The sequence below is a fragment of the Fredinandcohnia onubensis genome (genome assembly GCF_002734215.1).
Lineage (GTDB): Bacteria > Bacillota > Bacilli > Bacillales > Bacillaceae_L > Ferdinandcohnia > Ferdinandcohnia onubensis.
On record NZ_NSEB01000007.1, the window covers coordinates 273,485 to 292,756 of the forward strand.

The 19,272-nt window shown below is 36.8% G+C and carries 22 protein-coding genes; 8 read left to right on the forward strand and 14 right to left on the reverse strand.

Going from position 1 to position 19,272, the window contains the following annotated elements; translation table 11 throughout:
* Nucleotides 1-76 precede the first annotated feature (76 nt).
* From CKK03_RS10370 to CKK03_RS10430, 13 genes are all read right to left on the reverse strand, one after another.
* Nucleotides 77-391: a YbjQ family protein gene (locus tag CKK03_RS10370; protein ID WP_099362505.1), complete on the reverse strand. Its 315-nt coding sequence runs from the start codon at nt 389-391 to the stop codon at nt 77-79.
* The gene (locus CKK03_RS10375) at nt 372-581 is read right to left on the reverse strand and encodes a hypothetical protein (RefSeq protein ID WP_245864086.1); all 210 of its coding nucleotides are present in this window, start codon (nt 579-581) and stop codon (nt 372-374) included. Before CKK03_RS10375 ends, CKK03_RS10370 begins: the two co-directional genes overlap by 20 nt.
* A complete protein-coding gene (locus CKK03_RS10380) occupies nt 578-781 on the reverse strand; it encodes a sigmaY antisigma factor component (RefSeq protein ID WP_099362507.1) in 204 nt (67 codons plus the stop codon). The genes CKK03_RS10375 and CKK03_RS10380 overlap by 4 nt, the downstream gene beginning before the upstream one ends.
* Nucleotides 768-1,127 (reverse strand): YxlC family protein, encoded by a 360-nt coding sequence (locus CKK03_RS10385; protein WP_099362508.1) that lies wholly within the window; start codon nt 1,125-1,127, stop codon nt 768-770. The genes CKK03_RS10380 and CKK03_RS10385 overlap by 14 nt, the downstream gene beginning before the upstream one ends.
* Nucleotides 1,081-1,644, reverse strand: a complete 564-nt coding sequence (sigY, locus tag CKK03_RS10390; RefSeq protein ID WP_099362509.1) for an RNA polymerase sigma factor SigY — start codon at nt 1,642-1,644, stop codon at nt 1,081-1,083. The genes CKK03_RS10385 and sigY overlap by 47 nt, the downstream gene beginning before the upstream one ends.
* A 736-nt stretch (nt 1,645-2,380) precedes the next feature.
* Nucleotides 2,381-3,916 carry a flotillin lipid rafts scaffold protein FloT gene (gene floT, locus CKK03_RS10395; protein WP_099362510.1) on the reverse strand — a complete coding sequence of 512 codons (1,536 nt, stop codon included), beginning with the start codon at nt 3,914-3,916 and terminating at the stop codon, nt 2,381-2,383.
* A complete protein-coding gene (locus CKK03_RS10400; protein WP_099362511.1) occupies nt 3,913-4,458 on the reverse strand; it encodes an NfeD family membrane protein in 546 nt (181 codons plus the stop codon). Before CKK03_RS10400 ends, floT begins: the two co-directional genes overlap by 4 nt.
* 138 nt (nt 4,459-4,596) lie before the next feature.
* On the reverse strand, nt 4,597-6,627 hold the full coding sequence (locus tag CKK03_RS10405; protein ID WP_425432856.1) for a transglycosylase domain-containing protein: 2,031 nt from the start codon (nt 6,625-6,627) through the stop codon (nt 4,597-4,599).
* 136 nt (nt 6,628-6,763) lie between these two features.
* Nucleotides 6,764-8,212, reverse strand: coding sequence for a 4-hydroxyphenylacetate 3-monooxygenase, oxygenase component (gene hpaB, locus CKK03_RS10410; RefSeq protein WP_425432857.1), 1,449 nt, complete (start codon nt 8,210-8,212; stop codon nt 6,764-6,766).
* Between the two features lie 144 nt (nt 8,213-8,356).
* Nucleotides 8,357-9,034: an iron-containing redox enzyme family protein gene (locus tag CKK03_RS10415; RefSeq protein WP_099362513.1), complete on the reverse strand. Its 678-nt coding sequence runs from the start codon at nt 9,032-9,034 to the stop codon at nt 8,357-8,359.
* Between the two features lie 12 nt (nt 9,035-9,046).
* Nucleotides 9,047-10,063 (reverse strand): hypothetical protein, encoded by a 1,017-nt coding sequence (locus CKK03_RS10420; RefSeq protein ID WP_099362514.1) that lies wholly within the window; start codon nt 10,061-10,063, stop codon nt 9,047-9,049.
* Nucleotides 10,060-11,133 carry a DUF3419 family protein gene (locus CKK03_RS10425; protein WP_099362515.1) on the reverse strand — a complete coding sequence of 358 codons (1,074 nt, stop codon included), beginning with the start codon at nt 11,131-11,133 and terminating at the stop codon, nt 10,060-10,062. Before CKK03_RS10425 ends, CKK03_RS10420 begins: the two co-directional genes overlap by 4 nt.
* The gene (locus CKK03_RS10430; protein WP_099362516.1) at nt 11,126-11,866 is read right to left on the reverse strand and encodes a hypothetical protein; all 741 of its coding nucleotides are present in this window, start codon (nt 11,864-11,866) and stop codon (nt 11,126-11,128) included. Before CKK03_RS10430 ends, CKK03_RS10425 begins: the two co-directional genes overlap by 8 nt.
* 298 nt (nt 11,867-12,164) lie before the next feature.
* On the opposite strand from CKK03_RS10430, the gene CKK03_RS10435 reads away from it, so the two are divergent.
* The 5 genes from CKK03_RS10435 (at nt 12,165) to CKK03_RS10455 (ending at nt 15,950) form a co-directional block, all read left to right on the forward strand.
* Nucleotides 12,165-12,785 carry a DUF47 domain-containing protein gene (locus CKK03_RS10435; RefSeq protein ID WP_099362517.1) on the forward strand — a complete coding sequence of 207 codons (621 nt, stop codon included), beginning with the start codon at nt 12,165-12,167 and terminating at the stop codon, nt 12,783-12,785.
* A 15-nt stretch (nt 12,786-12,800) separates the two neighbouring features.
* Entirely contained in the window at nt 12,801-13,799 is a 999-nt protein-coding gene (locus tag CKK03_RS10440; RefSeq protein ID WP_099362518.1) for an inorganic phosphate transporter, read from the forward strand.
* 109 nt (nt 13,800-13,908) lie between these two features.
* Nucleotides 13,909-14,349: a MarR family winged helix-turn-helix transcriptional regulator gene (locus tag CKK03_RS10445; protein WP_099362519.1), complete on the forward strand. Its 441-nt coding sequence runs from the start codon at nt 13,909-13,911 to the stop codon at nt 14,347-14,349.
* Nucleotides 14,350-14,368: 19 nt separating this feature from the next.
* Nucleotides 14,369-15,454, forward strand: coding sequence for a hypothetical protein (locus tag CKK03_RS10450; RefSeq protein ID WP_099362520.1), 1,086 nt, complete (start codon nt 14,369-14,371; stop codon nt 15,452-15,454).
* A 127-nt stretch (nt 15,455-15,581) separates the two neighbouring features.
* Nucleotides 15,582-15,950, forward strand: coding sequence for a potassium channel family protein (locus tag CKK03_RS10455; RefSeq protein WP_099362521.1), 369 nt, complete (start codon nt 15,582-15,584; stop codon nt 15,948-15,950).
* A 36-nt stretch (nt 15,951-15,986) separates the two neighbouring features.
* Here the strand turns inward: CKK03_RS10455 and CKK03_RS10460 are convergent, their stop codons facing one another.
* Nucleotides 15,987-16,733 carry a GTP cyclohydrolase II gene (locus CKK03_RS10460; RefSeq protein WP_099362522.1) on the reverse strand — a complete coding sequence of 249 codons (747 nt, stop codon included), beginning with the start codon at nt 16,731-16,733 and terminating at the stop codon, nt 15,987-15,989.
* Between the two features lie 161 nt (nt 16,734-16,894).
* On the opposite strand from CKK03_RS10460, the gene CKK03_RS10465 reads away from it, so the two are divergent.
* The 3 genes from CKK03_RS10465 (at nt 16,895) to CKK03_RS10475 (ending at nt 19,268) form a co-directional block, all read left to right on the forward strand.
* Nucleotides 16,895-17,314 (forward strand): MarR family winged helix-turn-helix transcriptional regulator, encoded by a 420-nt coding sequence (locus CKK03_RS10465; RefSeq protein WP_099362523.1) that lies wholly within the window; start codon nt 16,895-16,897, stop codon nt 17,312-17,314.
* 16 nt (nt 17,315-17,330) lie between these two features.
* On the forward strand, nt 17,331-18,554 hold the full coding sequence (locus CKK03_RS10470; protein WP_099362524.1) for an MFS transporter: 1,224 nt from the start codon (nt 17,331-17,333) through the stop codon (nt 18,552-18,554).
* Between the two features lie 150 nt (nt 18,555-18,704).
* Nucleotides 18,705-19,268, forward strand: a complete 564-nt coding sequence (locus tag CKK03_RS10475) for an FAD-dependent oxidoreductase (RefSeq protein ID WP_099362525.1) — start codon at nt 18,705-18,707, stop codon at nt 19,266-19,268.
* Nucleotides 19,269-19,272: the final 4 nt, after the last annotated feature.

A 19,272-nucleotide genomic window follows, 5' to 3' on the forward strand; every position in this document is an offset into this window, starting at 1 on the left:
TTATTTATGCAATTTTACTTAGTTCCAATAATAACATGTTGGAAATAATTATCAAGGCTTTTTTAAGGTTCACCAGTTACTCTACATAAACTGCTGTTCCATATGCAATAATTTCAGATGCATTTTGCATAACAGCTGAGGTTTGTAGTCGCATCCCAATTACCGCATTTGCTCCTTTTGCGTTTGCATCTTCCACCATTCGACCAATTGCTTTTTGGCGAGCTTCTTCCAGCATTTCAGTATAGTCGGAGATTTCTCCCCCAACGATTGTTTTTAATCCTGCCATTATGTCTTTTCCAATATGCTTCGACTGAACCGTCCCCCCTTTTACAAATCCTTTTAGTTCTTTTACTTCTTTACCAGGTACAAAATCAGTAGTCACGATAATCATTTTCGTCATCCTCCTTTTTCTCACGTTTTCGTTCCCATACTAATAGGGCAAATAATAGAATAATGGCAACCATGTAAAAGGCATAGAATGTTAGTGCCTTTGAAATATCAATGAACAAAAATACAATTCCTACGATTTGTCCAACAATGGCTATCATCAATACAATATATTTTGCAATATCCCTCATCATTCCCTACCTGCTTTACGTCGATAAATTTTTCTAGCAAAAATGAGATAAAAAATAAGTGGTAGTGGCGTTTGGATTAATCCCCATATCCCCCAAAACCAATAATTATGGCCCCTCTTTCTTGCATCTAAAAATAGCCACAAACCTTGAATAAGTACGATAATCACAATTACTAATAAAAGCAGGGTATTATTCGTATTCATGGACAATCACCCGTTTTCGATAACGAAAGAAGCTATATACTGGCAAGCTAATAGTTGCAATGCCTTGAATGATGATAAATACTAGCGGTAGCTGGAAGAATGCGGATATTAGACATGTCATCAAGAATAAAGCAACCAATATAAATGCGGTTAAATCTCTTCTAAAATTCTTCTTTTGTTTTTTTTGTGTGGTTGCTACCATTTGTTCAAATACTTGCAGGTCCGGAGTGAAAACCGAGTAATGATGATCTATTTTAGTAAGAGCTTCATTAATATCTTGAATCGTTTCTATATCCTCTTCATGTTGTTGTTTGTTGTTTAGTAGGACTAGCTTGTTTTTCTTCATGAGGTCTCAGCTCCTTTCTTACTGTATGAATTCCATTATGTATTCTTGATTTAACAGTACCAATGGCGATATGAAGCATATCAGCGATTTCTTCATACGAATACCCATAATAATGTTTGAGAACAATTGGAATCCGTATTTCATCAGAAAGCCTTCCTAGTGCATTAAGAACATCGTTCCAATCCTCAGATTGGTTCTCGAATTGCCACTTCATTTTGCGTAATGCTTGCTCCTGTTGCTGATAATTTTGTTCGCGTTTCTTTTTACGGATATCGTCTATGTATAAGTTCGTCGCAATTGTTATGAGCCATGAGGAGAATTTTGCTTTACCGTTATACATTTTGATTTTTTCCATACTTTTCATCATTGCCTCTTGTGCGATATCTTCAGCAATATCAGGTTTCATTGTAACTTTTATTAAATACTTAACTAAAAAAGGATAATGCTCTTTAAAAAGCATTGCAAACGCGAGTGAGTCACCACGCTTTGCACTGCGAATTAGTTCCTTTTCATCCATGCATTGAATTCTCCCCCGAGAAGATTTGGTTATTTTTATATTTCGCTAATAGTACGTATGAAGTCATAAAAAAGTTCACTTTCAGTTTTAAAAAGTTTTAATATGTTCATTTTCTACAGTTTAACCCATCCTATCGAAAATTACATTCACTCATTTTACCTCAATAATGGAGTTTTTCTCTGATCTTGTCAGAATCCTGCTATCATTCGGACTCGAGCTTGGCGTTTCTCCTCCGGACTTGTCAGAATCACACCCTCATTCGGACTATACCTTGGAGATTTCCTTTGGCCTTGTCACAATCACACCTTCATTCGGACTCGAGCTTGGAGTTTCTCCTTTGGACTTGTCACAATCACACCCTCATTTGGACTATACCTTGGAGTTTCTCCTCTGGCTTTGTCAGAATCACACCCTCATTCAGACTCATGATTGGAGATTTCCTTTGGACTTGTCAGAATCACACCCTCATTCGGACTCATGCTTGAAGTTTCTCCTCTGGCTATGTCGGAATCACTCCCTCATTCGGACTCTACCTTGGTGTTTCTCCTCTGGCCTTGTCACCATCACACCCTCATTCGGACTCTACCTTGGCGCTTCTCCTCCGCCCTTGTTCGAATCACACCCTCATTCGGACTCAGTCCTGCTGTTTTTTACTATCCTAGACGCAATAGCACTTTGAACAAAATTCAGCAAAAAGAAAAGCAGCTCTTTTAAGTAGGCTGCTTTTCAATTCATATTATTCTTTTTCTGTTGACTCTGCTTTTCTCGTTTGGACTAATTCATCCGTTAACTGGTCGATGCTGTTTTTCACATTACCTTTACCAGATAGGTTTTCGATAATTTCTTTTACATCAATACCTGACGATGCTTTTAACGATTCTTGAAGAGTTGACATCAAGTTAGTAGCATAACCGGTTACCTTATTGGCTCCGCTATTCTCCCCATTACTACCAGTATCCACAACTGTAATTTTGTCGATATTTGATAATGGTGCTGCCACTTCTTTCGCATATTGAGGAAGCATTTTAATAACCATATCGAGGATAGCCGCTTTCCCATATTGCTCGAATGCTTCTGCAATTTTTTGTTTTGCTTCCGCTTCTGCAAGACCTTTCAAACGGATAATATCGGCTTCAGATTCCCCTTGTGCACGCTGTGCTTCTGCTTTGGCAAGACCATCAATACGGATTTTTTCTGCTTCCGCTTTTGCCATTGCTTCAATTCGATATTTATTTGCATCTGCTTCAGCTAACTGCTTCGCTTTCTCAGCTTCTGCCGCTTGAACAACTGAGTAACGGTCAGCATCTGCTTTCTTCTTAACCTCTGAATCGTATTGCTTTTCACGACGTAAGATCTCTTTTTCTTCGAGTTCAATTTGCTTCTGTCTTTCAATGATTTGGATTTGCATTTGCTGTTCAGTTACCTCTTGTTTCGCTCTCGCTTCTTCTAGGTGGTATGCCTGGTCAGCACGTGCTTTTGCAATATCCTGCTCTCTACGGAATTCTGCAGTTTTTAACTGATTGATTTTTTCTGCTTCCGCAACCTCTGTAGCTCGCTCTAGCTCAGACTTCTGCGCTTCTTTCTCGGCTTCTGCACGTTTAATACGTGTTTCTTTTTCAGCCTCAGCTGTTGCAATATCTGCATCACGCTTTACTTGAGCAATTCTTGGCTTACCTAATGAATCAAGGTATCCATTTTTATCTCGAACATCCTTGATTGTGAACGATACAATCATTAGACCCATTTTTGCTAAATCCTGTGATGCGACACGCTGTACCTCTTGTGAGAACTTATCACGATTTTTATAGATTTCTTCAACGGTCATTGAACCGAGGATTGAACGAAGATGACCTTCTAATACTTCTCTCGCTTCATTTTCTCTATCTTCTTTTCGTTTACCTAAAAATTGTTCTGCTGCTGTTGCAATTTCAGAAATGGAGCCTCCGATTTTAATAATTGCTGTACCATCCGCCATTACCGGCACACCTTGCTCTGTGTAAACTTCAGGTGTTTGAACATCTAGTTTACTAGATAAGAGACTTAGTGGCTCAGCCTGTTGGAAGACTGGAAGTACGAATGTACCACCACCGCGGACAATTTTAATGCGATTTCCTGATTCGTCTACATGAACATTTTTCCCACCTAAATAGCTACCCGTTACGATAAGAGCTTCATCGGGACCCGCCGTTCTGTACTTTGTAACAAATACCCCAATAAGTGCAAGAAGCAAAAATGCGACTACCCCAATTACAATCCATATTCCTGTTGTCATTGTTGATTTCCCCCTTTAATCATCTTATTTTCGTAAGGTAAGACGTAAGCTACGCCTTCCTTTACATCTATAATAAGAACCTTTTCATCATATGGAATTGGTTCATTATTAAAGCTCTTTGCAGATTTAGCGATTGTTCCACCGATTCCTTCAATGACAACCTCACCGAAGCCATCGATCGGGATTGAAGTAATGATTTTTCCAATTCTCCCCTTCAAATCCTCCTCCCTGTATACCATCGATTCCTCAGCAGAAGACAACGGGATTAATACAAAAACATTTAATAGTGTGACTAAAATAAGTGCTAATACGAGTGAAATAACAAAAATTAATAAACTATGAAAGGAAAGCGTTTTTTCAAAAATGTATCCAGATGCGCTTAAAAAGGTGAGAAATGAGAAAATAAGTGTTGGGCTTAAAAAACTATCTGGAAAGATTCCCTCTAAAAAATCGCCAAATAGGATAAAAAGAAGGGTACCAATTCCACTAATGAGTAAGCCCACCAAATAGATCGTTTCAATGTCATATCCGAATAATTCCAATAGCTTCACCTCCAAATCCAAGTAATTGTTTTGAAATTTTCTTTACATTCTCATTTACGGTAAATACTTGAAAAAGGTTTCATTTTTTTGAAATTTTTTCAAAAAAAAAGAAAGATCCCATTATCTGGGACCTTCCTCTTAGTTATCGTCATTCTTATTATTCTTTTTTTCTTCCTTTTTACGTTTTTTCTCTTCTTCTTTCCTCTTTTTCTGTTCCTCTTTCCAGCTATCTTTATCTTTTTTCTTATCTTCCGCTTTCCACTCATTCTCCTTTTTCTTAACAGGAGCCTGATAGGTAGGGAGATTGAATGAAGTAGGTGGAACATTACTTAATGACTGTTGCATCATTTCTTTAAAAATTGTTGCAGCCGTTGAACTCGTAGTTGTCAAATAATGTTTTTCATCTGTCTTGTCATATCCAAGCCAGACTGCACCGACAAGTTCAGGCGTATATCCGACCATCCAAATATCCTTTGCCCCATTGATACCATCAATAGCTACTTGAGTTGAGCCAGTCTTACCAGCTACTTCTCTTCCCTCTATTTTCGCATCTCTGCCTGACCCGTTTTCAACAGCACCCTTCAGCAAGAATGTCATTCTTTTTGCAACCTCAGGTGTTGTAATTTGTTCAGGCTCTTCATTCCACTCGGCAATGACCTCACCGTTTGTATCAATAATTTTTGAAATTGCATGTGCCTTCGTCTTTTTTCCTTCGTTTGGAAAGGTTGTATAAGCTTCAGCCATGTGAATAGGGGCAACCCCCTTATCAAGACCTCCAAGAGCAAGACTCAAGTTATGGTCATTTTCCGTGATTGGAAGACCGAATTCATTTACAGCATCAATCCCGCTTTTAAGTCCAATTTCATTTAAGAGCCAAACTGCTGGAACATTATCGGAATTCCTCACTGCATCATATATAGTGACACTGCCTTTAAACCTTCCACTAACATTGGATGGTTGGTAGCCATTGAAGCTCATTGGTTTATCAGGTAGGACATCATAAATGCTGTAGCCACGTTCCAATGCTGGCGTGTATACAGAAAGTGGTTTGATTGTTGAACCCGGCTGCCTTTTTAATTGAGTCGCATGATTGAAACCACGAAATACATGCTCACCACGTCCTCCAACTAAGGCGTTTATTCCACCAGTCTTTGGGTCTACTAAAATAGCACCACTTTGTAGCAATTGGTCTTCTGGACTCGCAGGAAAAAGGCTGTCATTTTTGTATACATTTTCTACAGATTCCTGCATGTGAGGATCAAGTTCTGTATAAATTTCCAAGCCTCCAGACATCACCTCATTTTGGGTGAGTCCATATTTTTCAATTGCTTCTTCAATAATATAATCGACGTAATATGGATATTTCCCTTCATATGGATCAAGTTGGCGCCCTTTGAACACGATTTCTTGGGCCTTGGCTTCCTTCACTTGGTTAGAAGTTAAATATCCCTGTTCCTCCATCGCTGCTAATACAAGATCCCTCCGGCTAAGCGATTTTCCCTCGTTAATTAATGGGTTCATCGTAGAAGGTGCTTTAATAATCCCGGCAAGAATGGCTCCTTCACTAACTGTTAGTTCATTAACCTCTTTACCAAAATAGGTTCTTGAAGCATTTTTTATGCCCCATGCCCCTTCACCAAAATAGATTTGATTCAGATACATTTCAATAATTTTTTCCTTTGAAAATGTACGCTCTATTTTTTGAGCAAGGAAGAATTCATCAATTTTTCGTTTCAGGGTTTGCTCATGAGTTAAAAAGACGTTCTTTGTTAATTGCTGGGTAATCGTACTTCCGCCCTCGACAATGTCACCCGCTTTTAAATTTCGGAAAAGCGCACGAAAAATACCGATATAATCCACCCCTGGATGTTTGTAAAATCGGCGGTCTTCAATAGCAACTAAAGCATTGATAACATGTGGCGGGATTTTTTCATAGCTTACACCTTCGATTTTAGGTCCAGGTACCTTACTGGCGATTTCTCCATTTTTATCATAGATAATAGTTGGTTCCGGCAATGGATTGTTCAAAGCACTAACATCCCGAGAATTGATATACATGTTGAGCCCAATAGCAATAAATAAAATAAAAACCAGCCCAATTAACAGGATGATTTTTACTTTTCCTACTTCGGACAATGTCTTCATGAAGTTTTTTCCCATTATTCGAATGCCCTCCAAATGTGCTAGTAAAAATAATATCGCAAAAATAGCGCTACATATATTTATTCGAACAAGAAAAATTTTTATGTTCATAGGAAAGAAATTTTTTTAAAAAAATTTGATTAGTGGAGGGTTATTTGTCGAATTAGCTTTTTAAAAATTCTTTAATTTGATTGGTGAGTTCGGTTCTATCGTAGGAGCGGTATAGGTTACTTGCAAGTCGTATTGGGTCACCGAAGAAAAAACGCTCGTATAGGGTTTGTCGTGACCCGAATGCACTAATACTAAGATCCCATGCGAGTCTAAATAGTTTTACTCGATCATACGCATTAGCGTTTGCAGCTTGTAAATATTGGTCAAGATCAGCCCTCTTATCAGAAGCAAAGTCTCTTTCAGTTGGAATTGAAACTAAGCCACTCGCACCTAATAGTTGCAAAATCTCAGTAAAACGCGGGTATAAACGAGGGTATAAATTAATCGCACTGTATAGAGGGTTGATAGCAGGTGACATTGTACCCCATTTATCAATTTTCGCTTGAAGTTCAGATGTTAATAATAATGCTTTTAAAGACTCTAGCCCAACTATAATTTCACTGATTTTCTCTTGTACATGCTGATATTCACCAATGTTAATGGTGTCCACCAAAGCTTGGGCTACTCCGAGCAGACATTCCGTTTTTACAACCTGTCTAGAAATAACTTGATGTAGGACTAGTGGAAAGAAGCTTGATTCTGTATACATTTTATTGGCACAATCAATACTTTCATTCATAAAGACCCGTTCCCAAGGAACAAGAACATTATTGAAAACAAGGATCGTATCCACTTCTTCAAATCGCGAGCTAAGAGGATGATCAAAAGTTGATTCTTTATATGCAAATGATTCTCTGCAGAGAAAGGTTAATCCTTTTGTGTTACTTGGAATTGAAAAGGCAAAAGTATACTCTTTATTAAATAGATTCCCACCTGATGGAAAGACGATTAACTCATCTGTAATACCACCCTGTGTAGCTAGCAATCTTGCACCATGAATAATAATGCCATCTGTACTTTTTTCAATAACCTTGGCCGCTGTGATATTATCGTCGTCATCCATATGGAAAAGAGAACGGTTTGTTTGTGGATTTATAAAGGTGTGGGTAAATGAATAATCATTTTCACTTGCTTCCTCATAAAACCTACGGAGATTTTTCACAAACTCCGGATTATTAGAAGAAAATAAATCAGCAGCAGCATTAACAGCCATTAAGCACGTATTCATGTAATCAGGGGATCGCCCCATCATTCCAAGTGTACTTTTTGCCCAAGCTTGTATCATAAGGCGTCTTTTTTCTAAATCTTCTTTTGTTTTTGGCTCTAAATAGGAAGTTCCTATTTGATTACCAGTTTTAGAAGACGTAAAAGTCATGATGTTTTGAATTGATGAATTACATTGAAGGTCATAGAGATTCGCTTGACTCTGAATGACTCCACGGAAAGCAGGATGCTCTGAAATATTTCCCTTCACCTTCTCCCCGTCAATCCATATATCGGAATGCAGTTTATTAATTCTATTAATATATTCTTCACCGGAAATTATCCCAATTTCTAACACCTCCACAGGCTACTAACCTAAAATATGCTCCGCTTTAACATCACGTGAGACCATTTTTCATTAACAACCTGTGGAAAAATTTTAACTTTCGACAAAGTTGAACACCTAGTTGAAAACTTTAATGTTGGCAGGGACAAATTGTTGTTATCTAACAAATTCCAAGATGTCTGTATACATCCTAGAGTGATAGTACATCCCAAATTTAAGTCCACGTTCAATGATTCTTTTTTGATCTCCTTCATAGCCCTGAGCTACTACTTCATATATTTCGTTAGCATGTTGCACATCAAGTACCTCATGATCCGTAAAATGAACGAGTGACTTATTTTCGCTCCCATAGATGTTTTTCGCAAATTGGCCCACTAATGGCGAAACACGGGCAACGATTTCTTCAATTACACCAAGTGCGGCAAGCCCTTCTAAATAGTGATAGTGAAGGCAAAGATCCGTTAATGCACGGTTGTATGCAAGAACGGGAATGCATGGTTCGCTTTCGTTCATTTCTTCTTCCGATACACCAATACCTTTTAAAAACTGTTTGTAAGTCTCGCTATGAACATATTTTTCGTTCATTTTCCCATGCTCTTCAAATAAGTTTTCCACAAGTGGCATTCTCATTCGAAAGTCTGACATATTCGTTAAAATCGCTGACAAAAAACGTGGAAAGTAAAGAACGACGTGATAAATTTGAAGTGCAATTTCCTTTTGTTGTTCATCTGAAAATTCCCCTTTAGCCAAAGCCACAAATAATGGATGTTGTTCAATTTTCTCAACTTGAAACATACTATCTGTCACATTCTTTAACTCTACAAATTTCTCCATTCTTACATCCTCCTAAATAAGTGTTATTTCATGAAAATTCATCGAAAGGTTTGCAGGAATATCCCCGTACGCAAATGTTGTTGATGAAAGTTGTATATTAAACGGGTTACTTCGATACTGCTCTGCCTCTTTGGAAGATACTCCAAAAAACAAATAGGTGTATCGGTACTTATAGGTCTTTTGAATATAGGAGATACATTCCTTTCGATAGCTCACTGGTTTATCCCTAGCTGCAAAAAATGCCATATAGCCATGACGAAATTCCTCACCTTTATTAGGTAATAGTGGGCAACCGACTGTCCGACAAATCATATTTACTAGTTTAAACATGAAAGGAAGATTCCTAGAAAGTCGGAGCTTTCTAGCATCTGTTTGATTTACAAGCTTACAGATTGCCAAGTCGTCCTTCTTATCTCTAACAACTAAAAACACACCATTTTCTTTTAAAAATATCCTCTTATCACAAAGTGCAAAGTCTTGAAGCCTAGCTAAGCTCTTGTAAATCTGCCATGCCTCTTCCCCTTCGATTTCGATTACATCAACATGATTTTTCCGATATTTTAAGAACATTGGTACACCAATATGAAACGTTCTTCCAATTTCAATTCCACCAGGAAGGAGCCCATTCCCTTTTGTCATGGATGCTTTGTTTGAATTTGTATCAAGAACGGTGGAATACATCCATTTGACTGTACCTTCATTTTGATAAAGTGATACTAATTGTTGTGTCAAGCGATAGAATGCAAAGGTCCGATGGAAGTCAGGATGAATCCTTAAGTCATTTAAGTAATACACATGTTTACATGATCCCTCAATTACCCGCTTTTGCTGACTGACTGCAACACAGCCAATTAATTCACTTCCTTTAAACAATCCAAAATGCCTTGTCCTTCCAAATTCCTCTGACAGTTCAAAAAAATTCGGAGACCGATCAACATAAAAGAGATCGCTACCTGTACTTGTTTCATTAGATAACTGAAGCAGTTGTGATCCATGTGATTCATCAAGTTCCTTAAATGAATAGGTCATACAAATTGACCCACTGTTATTTTTTGATATAACATCGAACGTTCTAACCCTTCACAGCGTGTTGACAGCTCCTCATCCCAAATAAACCGATCTATAAAAAAATCCGGTAAGTTACTCGTACTAAGCATATTTCGGAACATCAATACAGCTTTTTCTGATTTTGATTGAATCATACTGTTACAAATCGCTGCTTTTCCTTTTTCATCTGCCCAATCAAATACATTTGACAAATAAAAAGCATCAATCGAATTTTCCTTCTCTAATAGCTCTTGGATACTCATTGGATAAATGAACAGTTTATCAATATTTCTTTTTACTTCTTCATAACCTTCTGGAGTTAAATAGAATGGAACCCCCTCGACCTGGTCATACAAATAAGTAGAAAATAAGATTTGGCTTAAAAAGTAATTATTGTGAATCGGCTTATTTTTCACTTCCTTCTCAAATTGACTTAAAAAGTAATTCCCAAAATCATTTTCACTGGCATTCTTAAACATAAAGCTAGGAAAAAATTGGAGGTGTGTCGTTTTGCTTAACAAGATTTTTACAGCTGTTCTCCATTGGGCAGTTGTTAAATATTCTTCATAAAATTTCTGTTGCTCAGCAAGACTTTTAGCAGAAAACAACTGATTCCAAACAGTCTCGTCATATACATTCCGGCATATGTTTTCCCCTAAAAATCTATAAAAACGCTCATTTACACCGCAATGATTAATTCCCTTTACTATTTCACTACGATGCATCTTCCAAAATTGTCTCGCAAAATCAGGCAACTTTTCAGCTACCTCTTCATACATTTCAATCCGATTTTCACTATCCATTTCCCCGATAAAAGCAAGAAAATCATTTAGAGAAAACTGCTGAATCGCTGCCTTTTTCAACTCAATCAAAGCACATTGCGCGGGATTTACATCAACACAGAGAACTTGGTTTATCGTGTCAGTCAGAATGGAAAATGCCGTACATCCTCCCGAACCAACTACGAGCACTTTCTTTGGCCCTACTACTCTTGAAATCTCTCTTTCTACCAAACTGTCCTCTCTTATCTGTGAAAAATAAATGTCAGACATTGCTCACACCCCCTCCTTCGAATAAATCCAAGACTTCTTTTTTTCCTTCTTTCCAATTCAGCATTCTTTTTCTTCCACTTTCCAGCTGACGATTGAATGTATCTCGTGCACTTGGATCATCAGGTATTGTGGAGTATAGGACGACATTTATTCCTTGTGAAAGGTCCACTTTTCTTGAACTAAGCCAATTCTCTATTTCTGGATAAGTTGATTTATATTGATAGAGTGGATCCTTTGATTTTGAAGTTAGTCGTTCAAGATCTAGCCCATCTATATGTGTAAGCTTTTTTGAGAAAACCTGAACCTTCTCCTTTACTTCCTCAGGAACCACTGTTACTTGGTATTTTGGGTAAGCGCAATCATCAAACAACGCTTTAAAGTGCAGCAAAACCTCTGGATTCTCAATTTCTGCAAGTAGGTGTATTTTTCTACCTACATTCTTTTCCATCAACTCTTGAATATAAGACATGAAAAGGTCTAAAAAACAACTCATTCGCGAAAACAAAGGACCAAAGTATACGAACTTCTCGTCTCCTAGGTCAAAGGTTTGAACGAGTTGGAAGGCAAAAAGCTTTTGATTTCGTCTTACGCATATTACCTGGTCGTATATCTCAAATCTTGAAAAAAGGTACGCCTCCCTCACCTTGCTTACTCGCCTTGAAAACGAAAGCATTTCTTCTTTGTGTTTTACAAGTAATTGATTTGTCTCAATAATCTCTAATGATTGAGTCACTCATTCCACCAACCAATTCCTATAGTGTAAAATTACACCATTCATTCTTTAGTGTAATTTTACACTATAGCAGATAAATTTCAAGTATATTTCCTTAATTTTCAATAGATAATAAAAGAGCCTAATTAATACATAGATACCTGATGTACAGTTGTATTTCGTGTTTTCAGGAAACACACTTTGTAAACTTAATATTACATTTATGTAAACTTTGTAAAATTTTTATTGTAATTTCGACAAATTTAGATAAAAATATTCTTTGTGTGTTTTTATATTTCATTATTGGAGGAACAACATTATGTTCGCAAATAAGAAAAAAGACGTTTTTTTCGAAGCACTTACATCTATCTCTGCAAATTTGAAAGAAGCAGCAGATTATTTCGTACAGTTTAAAATTAAAAATGTAAGTGACTTGAAAGAGTTTTCGAGTGAAATGAAGAACTATGAAAGAAAAGGCGATGATGTTATTCATGGCTTAATCACTCAACTTAATAAATCCTTTATTACCCCCATTGAGCGAGAAGATATTCTACAATTGGCGATGAAAATGGATGATGTACTAGACGGGATGGAGCAATGCGCAGCACGCTTTGAGATGTATTCATTGACCGATACCGACGAATACATGACTACATATGCTGACCTAATCCATAAAAGTACTGTTGAAATCTTCCATGCCATCGAACTTCTTTCAAATAAAAAACTGTTAGATATGCGTACACATGCGATTAAAATCAATGATTACGAATCACAATGTGACGAAATCCTAAGGGTTTCAATCAAACAGCTTTTCCAAACTGAAAAAGATCCAATAAAGATTATCCAACTTAAGGAAATTTATGAGATTCTTGAAGGCATTTCAGACTACTGTGAGGATGTTGCGGATACGCTTGAAACCATCATTATGAGAAATGCGTAAGGGAGAATCTTATTAATGGATACGTTACTATTATTAACGGTATTAATTGTTTTTTTTGCATTAGCATTTGACTTCATTAACGGTTTTCATGATACGGCAAATGCAATAGCGACAAGTGTTTCAACAAAGGCACTTAAGCCGAGAGTTGCTATTGTCCTTGCAGCCTCCATGAACTTTATTGGTGCTATTACATTTACGGGTGTTGCCAAAACAATCACCAAAGATATTGTTGATCCTTTTGCGATAGAAAATGGATCAGTTGTTATCTTAGCAGCCCTACTTTCGGCAATTGCATGGAACTTGATAACATGGTACTACGGGATCCCCAGTAGTTCCTCTCATGCTTTAATCGGGTCCATTGCGGGAGCAGCCATTTCTGCTGCAGGCTTTGGGATTTTAAATTACAGTGGTTTTATAAAAATCTTAGAAGCACTCATTCTTTCTCCTTTTATTGCATTAGCAGTTGGATTTCTTATGATGAGCCTGTTTAAAGTCATTTTTAAAAACACAAATCTATATAAGACAAACAAAGGTTTTAGGACCTTTCAAATTTTCACAGCTGCCCTTCAATCTTTTACCCATGGAACAAATGACGCTCAAAAAGCGATGGGTATTATCACGATGGCATTGATTGCTGGTGGATTTACAACCTCTACCGATATACCGCTATGGGTGAGAATTTCCGCAGCAACTGCAATGGGGATCGGTACATCAATAGGTGGCTGGAAAATCATTAAAACCGTCGGCGGTAAAATTATGAAAATCCGTCCAATAAATGGCGCGGCGGCTGACCTATCTTCTGCTCTAATCATTTTTGGAGCGACTTATATTCATTTGCCGGTTAGTACAACACATGTTATTTCATCCGCAATCATGGGTGTAGGTTCCGCTCAACGTGTAAAAGGCGTAAAATGGGGTGTTGCCCGTAAAATCGTCCTCACTTGGGTGATTACACTTCCAATCTCAGCATTGTTAGCAGCACTCATTTATCAAATCATTAACCTATTTTTCTAAAAGGTGGCAAAAGCTGCCTTTTTTTATTGTTATGATAAATATTTTAGTTTATAATATATTTAAGTTAACTTAAATATTTATAAATATTAACTTTAAAGGATGATTAAACATGGATACGAAAGCCTATATGAAAGAAACCTTTAATCTACTCGATGAAGTTAATTCCCTATTAATTCAGGAATTCGAATCGATTTTTCACTATGACATTACTACAAAACAATCAGTCGTTTTACATCATGTCTATCAAGCCAAAATAATTACAGTAAATGAATTAGCACAACTTATGAATATCTCAGCAAGTGCTGTCAGTCAATTACTCAACAAATTAGAAAGTGAACTATATATTAAAAGAGAAATAAACCCGAAGAATAGGCGTGAAATTCTCATATCACTTGGTTCAAAAGGGATCGAATTATATGAGGAAAGTGATAAAATTGACCAAAGAATAATGGAAAAATATTACTCAAAACTTACTGCAGAAGAAATGATACAATTCCAAACTATTGTGCGAAAACTTCATACGATTATTACTACTTCAAATAATGAGTAGGAATGAAGGAGGGATTTTTATGGTGCACTCACTCAAGAAGAACGGATCAATTTATATTTTTATTATCTTGGCACTATTGATCATTAGCTCAAATTATACAGTGATGGTCATTCAGCCATTTGAGCCTGTCACAGATACATTGATTCTCGCATCCTTGTTTGATTTAACAATCGTGTTACCTCTTTTCTTCTATTTATTTGTGGTTCGAAATCGTTTTTCTATGATTACTCTTCTTCCTGTTGTGATCGGCGGCTTTTGGTTTGCATACTTCATTGTTCCCCATCATGATATCGCTATTTTTAATTACTTGAAATACGGAATATTTCTAATCGAAGGCCTCTTTATTGCAATTGAATTATTTCTTGCCGTCTTGTTAATCCGTAAAATTCCAACTCTCATCCAGAACTACAAACAACAAAAAGAAAACTCTTTTTATTATCCTGCAACGATACGTGGAGCCTTAAATCAAACATTTGGAAAGAAAAAACTTCTTGATATCCTTGTGTTCGACTTCACCATTTTCTATTATGCATTCTTCGTCTGGAAGAGAAAGTGGGAAAGTAAAGCAGACAATCATGTTTTTACCATTCATACAAAATCAGGTTATTTTGGATTGTTTATCATGTTGGTACATGCGATGATCATTGAGGTAATCGGGGTTCACTTTTTAATTGCCCACTTCTGGAGTCCAATTGCAGCATGGATTTTCACAATTTTTGATTTATATGCGTTGCTTTGGATTATCGCAGACTACCAAGCAGTGCGTCTTTCACCAATTGTAATCAATGATGGTAAGCTTTTTGCACAGGTTGGAATAAGACGTGAAATAGAAGTTGATGTTGACAATATCAAAACAATTCAAGCTACAATTACTGATAAAAAAGCAAGATCAAAGGAGAAAGATAGTTTTTTAATCACTCTTCCTGATTTCTTTGAAGAAGATCCACAATTTGAAATTGGATTAATCACACCAGTTGTTGCTTATCTGCCGTTCGGAAAGAAAAAAAAGATCACCAAACTTTATGTAACAGTAGATGAAAAAGAAGCTTTTTTACAGGAATTAAATAGCTTTGTTAAAGAAAATCATTCTGAAATCGAACATTAATCAAATAAGTGTATTTTGCTCGGCAATTTGCCGAGTTTTTTCATTTTAAGCGAGAATTGAAGGCTAGTCTATTCTACTAACTTTTTAATATACATATAGTAAGGCTGGCCTTAAGGATGTGAAATTTTTGAAATCGTTTATTCATGGAAAAAAGACATTTTATCGAGGTTTAATTTTTATTGTTGTGTATCTTAATACTTTGTTAACTTTTGCTATTATATATATTTTTTTAGATTTACTAGACCTAGGTGCAGTACATGACCATTATGCATCAGATTCGCACCAAGAACAGTCACTAGATATTGTGACTCGGTCGCTATATTTTAGTGCGATTACTCTCTTATCGGTTGGGTATGGGGATGTAACTCCATTTGGTATCTCAAGGGCTGTAGCTATTATTGAAGCGTTAATCGGTTATTTGTTACCTGTGGTCATCGTGATTCAGTTTCTCCCTCCTTTTCGAAATACAGAAGGTGATAATTATCCGTATGATTAGAAATGAGCTAGTCCATCAATGGGCTAGCTCCTCATTTTAAAAAGGTTGTTCATCTTGCGCCATTTCAACAAGATGGCCGGCTCTTTCCACTTTAGTCTTTAAGTATTTTTGGTTAAACTCTGACACATCTCCCCAAATTGGCATCCGTTCTGAAACATTCATTCCTGAATTTTTAAGGGCATCGATTTTTTTGGGGTTATTTGTTATTAAGGAAACAGGTTTTGTCCGTAACGCCTTCAAGACACGAATCGCATCGTCGTAATTTCTAGCATCATCCTTAAATCCTAGTTGGATATTTGCTTCAACTGTATCTAAGCCATTCTCTTGAAGGATATAGGCCATCGCTTTACTAAATAAGCCTATTCCTCGACCCTCATGATTCGCTAAATAAAATAAAGCACCTGCCCCATGCTCGACAATGATTCTCATCGATTGTTTTAGTTGATATCCGCAATCACAACGTTTGCTTCCAAAAATATCACCCGTATGACAAATACTATGCATCCGAATTAATGCCTCGTCTGCATTTTCAAAATCTCCATATACTAAAACACTTGATTGCTGTTTTTCAGCAAGATTTGTAGAGGAAAGCTTTTCAATGATTCGATTTGCATCCAACGTTACCTCATCACAAAGTAGCCAGCAATACCACTGAAAAATGACGGTCTCTCCATCTAAATTTACTGGGAGTTTAATGGGTCCAACTAAGTAAATTGCTTTATCTCCTCTTTCAATGAGTTTAATTTTTTCTTGTAAAATGGAAATAATTTCTTTAGAAATCACGAATAATCCCCCTTGCTCAATTGGTTACAAGTAGTTTTTGATTAATATCATTTATTTATCCACCCTAACTTTTGAATGCTTTGGTCTTGCTTTTTAAAGATAAAAAATGATATAGTTACCTAGGTAACTAATTATAGAGAAATATGCATTGAGGTGTTTTTATGCAAACTGGCCATACTCTATTTCACGCAGTTCATCAGCTATCACGTCAGCTTACAAAACATGTGAATGAAACGTTAGAACCTTTCGGACTATTTAGCGCACAATGGTCCGTTTTATTTGTTTTAAAAACAAAAGGAACGTCAACACAATCTGAGCTATGTGACTATTTAACTGTTGAAGCCCCGCCAATGACTCGTAATATACAAAAGCTAGTTAAACTCGGGTATGTCAAACAGGTTCAAGGATCTGACAAGCGTACCAAGCAAATTGAATTGACCGAAAAAGCATTAGCTGAATATCCAAAATGGGAACAAGCTATGATTGAAATGAATGAAAAGCTCGTAGATAATTTCCCAAAAGAATTTCAGGAACAGCTTTATCAACTTTTAAACAATTGGTTCCACCAGATTACGAATTAACACCAGGAGGTAAAATATGGGGAAACAAAAACTTTGGACGAAGGATTTTATTAATCTTTCGGTTAGTAACTTTTTTGTCTTTTTGACTTTTTATTATTTATTAGTTTCATTACCGGTTTACACATTGAGTGATTTGGGTGGGAATGAATTAGAAGCAGGGCTCATGGTTACCGTATTTTTATTCTCTGCAATCATCGTCCGTCCATTTGCAGGACAATGGCTAAATACTATAGGTAGAAAGAAGGTCCTTGCCCTTTCATTACTTATATTTATGATTTCATCGTTAATCTATTTTTTCACTCCGTCCATCTACTCTGTTTTATTATTACGTTTATTCCATGGAATTGGATTCGGAATGGCAACAACTGCTGCGGGCGGAATTGTTGCAGATATTATCCCAGATACTCGAAAAGGCGAGGGCATGGGATATTTTATTATGTCAAACAACTTAGCGATGGTTATCGGTCCATTCTTAGGGTTAACCCTCTTAAATAAATCAGGGATGAATAGCGTGTTTATTGTTGGAGCTATTTGTTCGATCCTTGCGTTAGTTACAGGTTATTTTGTAAAGGTTCCTGAAAGAGTACCAGAAAAAGGATCCCAAGAAAAAACATTGAAAACTAAATTGTCTTTAGGAGATCTCTTTGAGGTACCTGCTATAAAAATTTCAATTGTCGGTGGATTATTAGGGATTGTATACTCTTCTCTCTTGTCCTTCGTTTCCGTGTATGCAAAAGAAATTGGGTTATTCGAGGTTTCAAGTTTCTTTTTCGTTGTATATGCAGTTGTACTTCTAGTGTCTAGACCTTTCACCGGAAGATGGTTTGATCAATACGGAGCAAATAAGATCGTCTATCCATCAATTGTGGTGTTTGCAATCGGAATGCTGTTCCTCGGAATTTCATCAACGTCCTTTATGTTCCTATTCGCAGCTGCCTTAATTGGTTTAGGCTGGGGAACATTATTCCCAAGCTTCCAAACTATTGCTATTCAAGCTGCTGCCCCTACACGTAGAGGAACTGCAACCGCAACATTCTTATCCATTTATGACACCGGAATCGGCTTAGGTTCATCAATAGTCGGCCTTCTTAGTGCACAAATCGGCCTTGGAACGTTTTATTTCTTTAGTGCTTTTTATGTGTTGTTTGGGATAGCACTCTATTATTTTCTTCATGATCGGAAAGAGAAATATGCTTTACGAACAGAGCAAACTTATAATCAAACATCAGGATCACTCTAAATCAATTTAGGATAGAAATGATTTCTTTTTTCTATCCTTTTTGTTTATAAAGCGATTATACTATTCAAAATAAGCAGATGATTAGATTGGTATGATGTAAATGGTTATAATTATGATTGAATACTATTATACATAAGGAGTGATTGAACAATGTTTGATGTTGTTATTGTAGGCGCTGGCCCTGCAGGCGCAAGTGCAGCTTTATTTACAGCTAAGGCTGGTAAGAAAACATTACTTTTGGATAGCGATAAAGGTATGACCAAGCGTGCTTGGGTTGAAAACCATTATGGCGTTATGGAAATTGAAGGCCCTGAACTAGTTGAAATTGGCCAAAAACAAGCTGCGAAATTTGGTGCTGAGGTTGTTCAACAGGCAGTTACTTCTGTTGAAAAAACTGAAAACGGTTTTAAGGTTGTAACTGATAACGGTGATTACGAAGGAAAATACGTGGTTTTTGCAACTGGAGCGTTAACGGACTTAGCTGCTGCTGCTGGAGTTGCTACCAAAGAAGGCACTGAGCCTCGTATTAAAACAGTTCTTGATGTTGATGCATCTGGTAAAACAAATGTTGAGGGTATCTGGGCTGCTGGAACGTGTGCAGGTGTAAGTGTTCATACGATTATTACAGCTGGTGACGGTGCAAAAGTTGCAATTAATATCATTAGTGAAATTAATGGTGAGCGTTATGTTGACCATGACGTGTTGAAAAAATAAAATA

What these genes read in the sequence shown, in the direction of transcription:
- CKK03_RS10370 (WP_099362505.1), bottom strand. Translation starts at nt 391, where the DNA reads ATGATTATCGTGACTACTGATTTTGTACCTGGTAAAGAAGTAAAAGAA.
- CKK03_RS10375 (WP_245864086.1), bottom strand. Translation starts at nt 581, where the DNA reads ATGATGAGGGATATTGCAAAATATATTGTATTGATGATAGCCATTGTT.
- CKK03_RS10380 (WP_099362507.1), bottom strand. Translation starts at nt 781, where the DNA reads ATGAATACGAATAATACCCTGCTTTTATTAGTAATTGTGATTATCGTA.
- CKK03_RS10385 (WP_099362508.1), bottom strand. Translation starts at nt 1,127, where the DNA reads ATGAAGAAAAACAAGCTAGTCCTACTAAACAACAAACAACAACATGAA.
- sigY (WP_099362509.1), bottom strand. Translation starts at nt 1,644, where the DNA reads ATGGATGAAAAGGAACTAATTCGCAGTGCAAAGCGTGGTGACTCACTC.
- floT (WP_099362510.1), bottom strand. Translation starts at nt 3,916, where the DNA reads ATGACAACAGGAATATGGATTGTAATTGGGGTAGTCGCATTTTTGCTT.
- CKK03_RS10415 (WP_099362513.1), bottom strand. Translation starts at nt 9,034, where the DNA reads ATGGAGAAATTTGTAGAGTTAAAGAATGTGACAGATAGTATGTTTCAA.
- CKK03_RS10420 (WP_099362514.1), bottom strand. Translation starts at nt 10,063, where the DNA reads ATGACCTATTCATTTAAGGAACTTGATGAATCACATGGATCACAACTG.
- CKK03_RS10425 (WP_099362515.1), bottom strand. Translation starts at nt 11,133, where the DNA reads ATGTCTGACATTTATTTTTCACAGATAAGAGAGGACAGTTTGGTAGAA.
- CKK03_RS10435 (WP_099362517.1), top strand. Translation starts at nt 12,165, where the DNA reads ATGTTCGCAAATAAGAAAAAAGACGTTTTTTTCGAAGCACTTACATCT.
- CKK03_RS10440 (WP_099362518.1), top strand. Translation starts at nt 12,801, where the DNA reads ATGGATACGTTACTATTATTAACGGTATTAATTGTTTTTTTTGCATTA.
- CKK03_RS10445 (WP_099362519.1), top strand. Translation starts at nt 13,909, where the DNA reads ATGGATACGAAAGCCTATATGAAAGAAACCTTTAATCTACTCGATGAA.
- CKK03_RS10450 (WP_099362520.1), top strand. Translation starts at nt 14,369, where the DNA reads ATGGTGCACTCACTCAAGAAGAACGGATCAATTTATATTTTTATTATC.
- CKK03_RS10465 (WP_099362523.1), top strand. Translation starts at nt 16,895, where the DNA reads ATGCAAACTGGCCATACTCTATTTCACGCAGTTCATCAGCTATCACGT.
- CKK03_RS10470 (WP_099362524.1), top strand. Translation starts at nt 17,331, where the DNA reads ATGGGGAAACAAAAACTTTGGACGAAGGATTTTATTAATCTTTCGGTT.
- CKK03_RS10475 (WP_099362525.1), top strand. Translation starts at nt 18,705, where the DNA reads ATGTTTGATGTTGTTATTGTAGGCGCTGGCCCTGCAGGCGCAAGTGCA.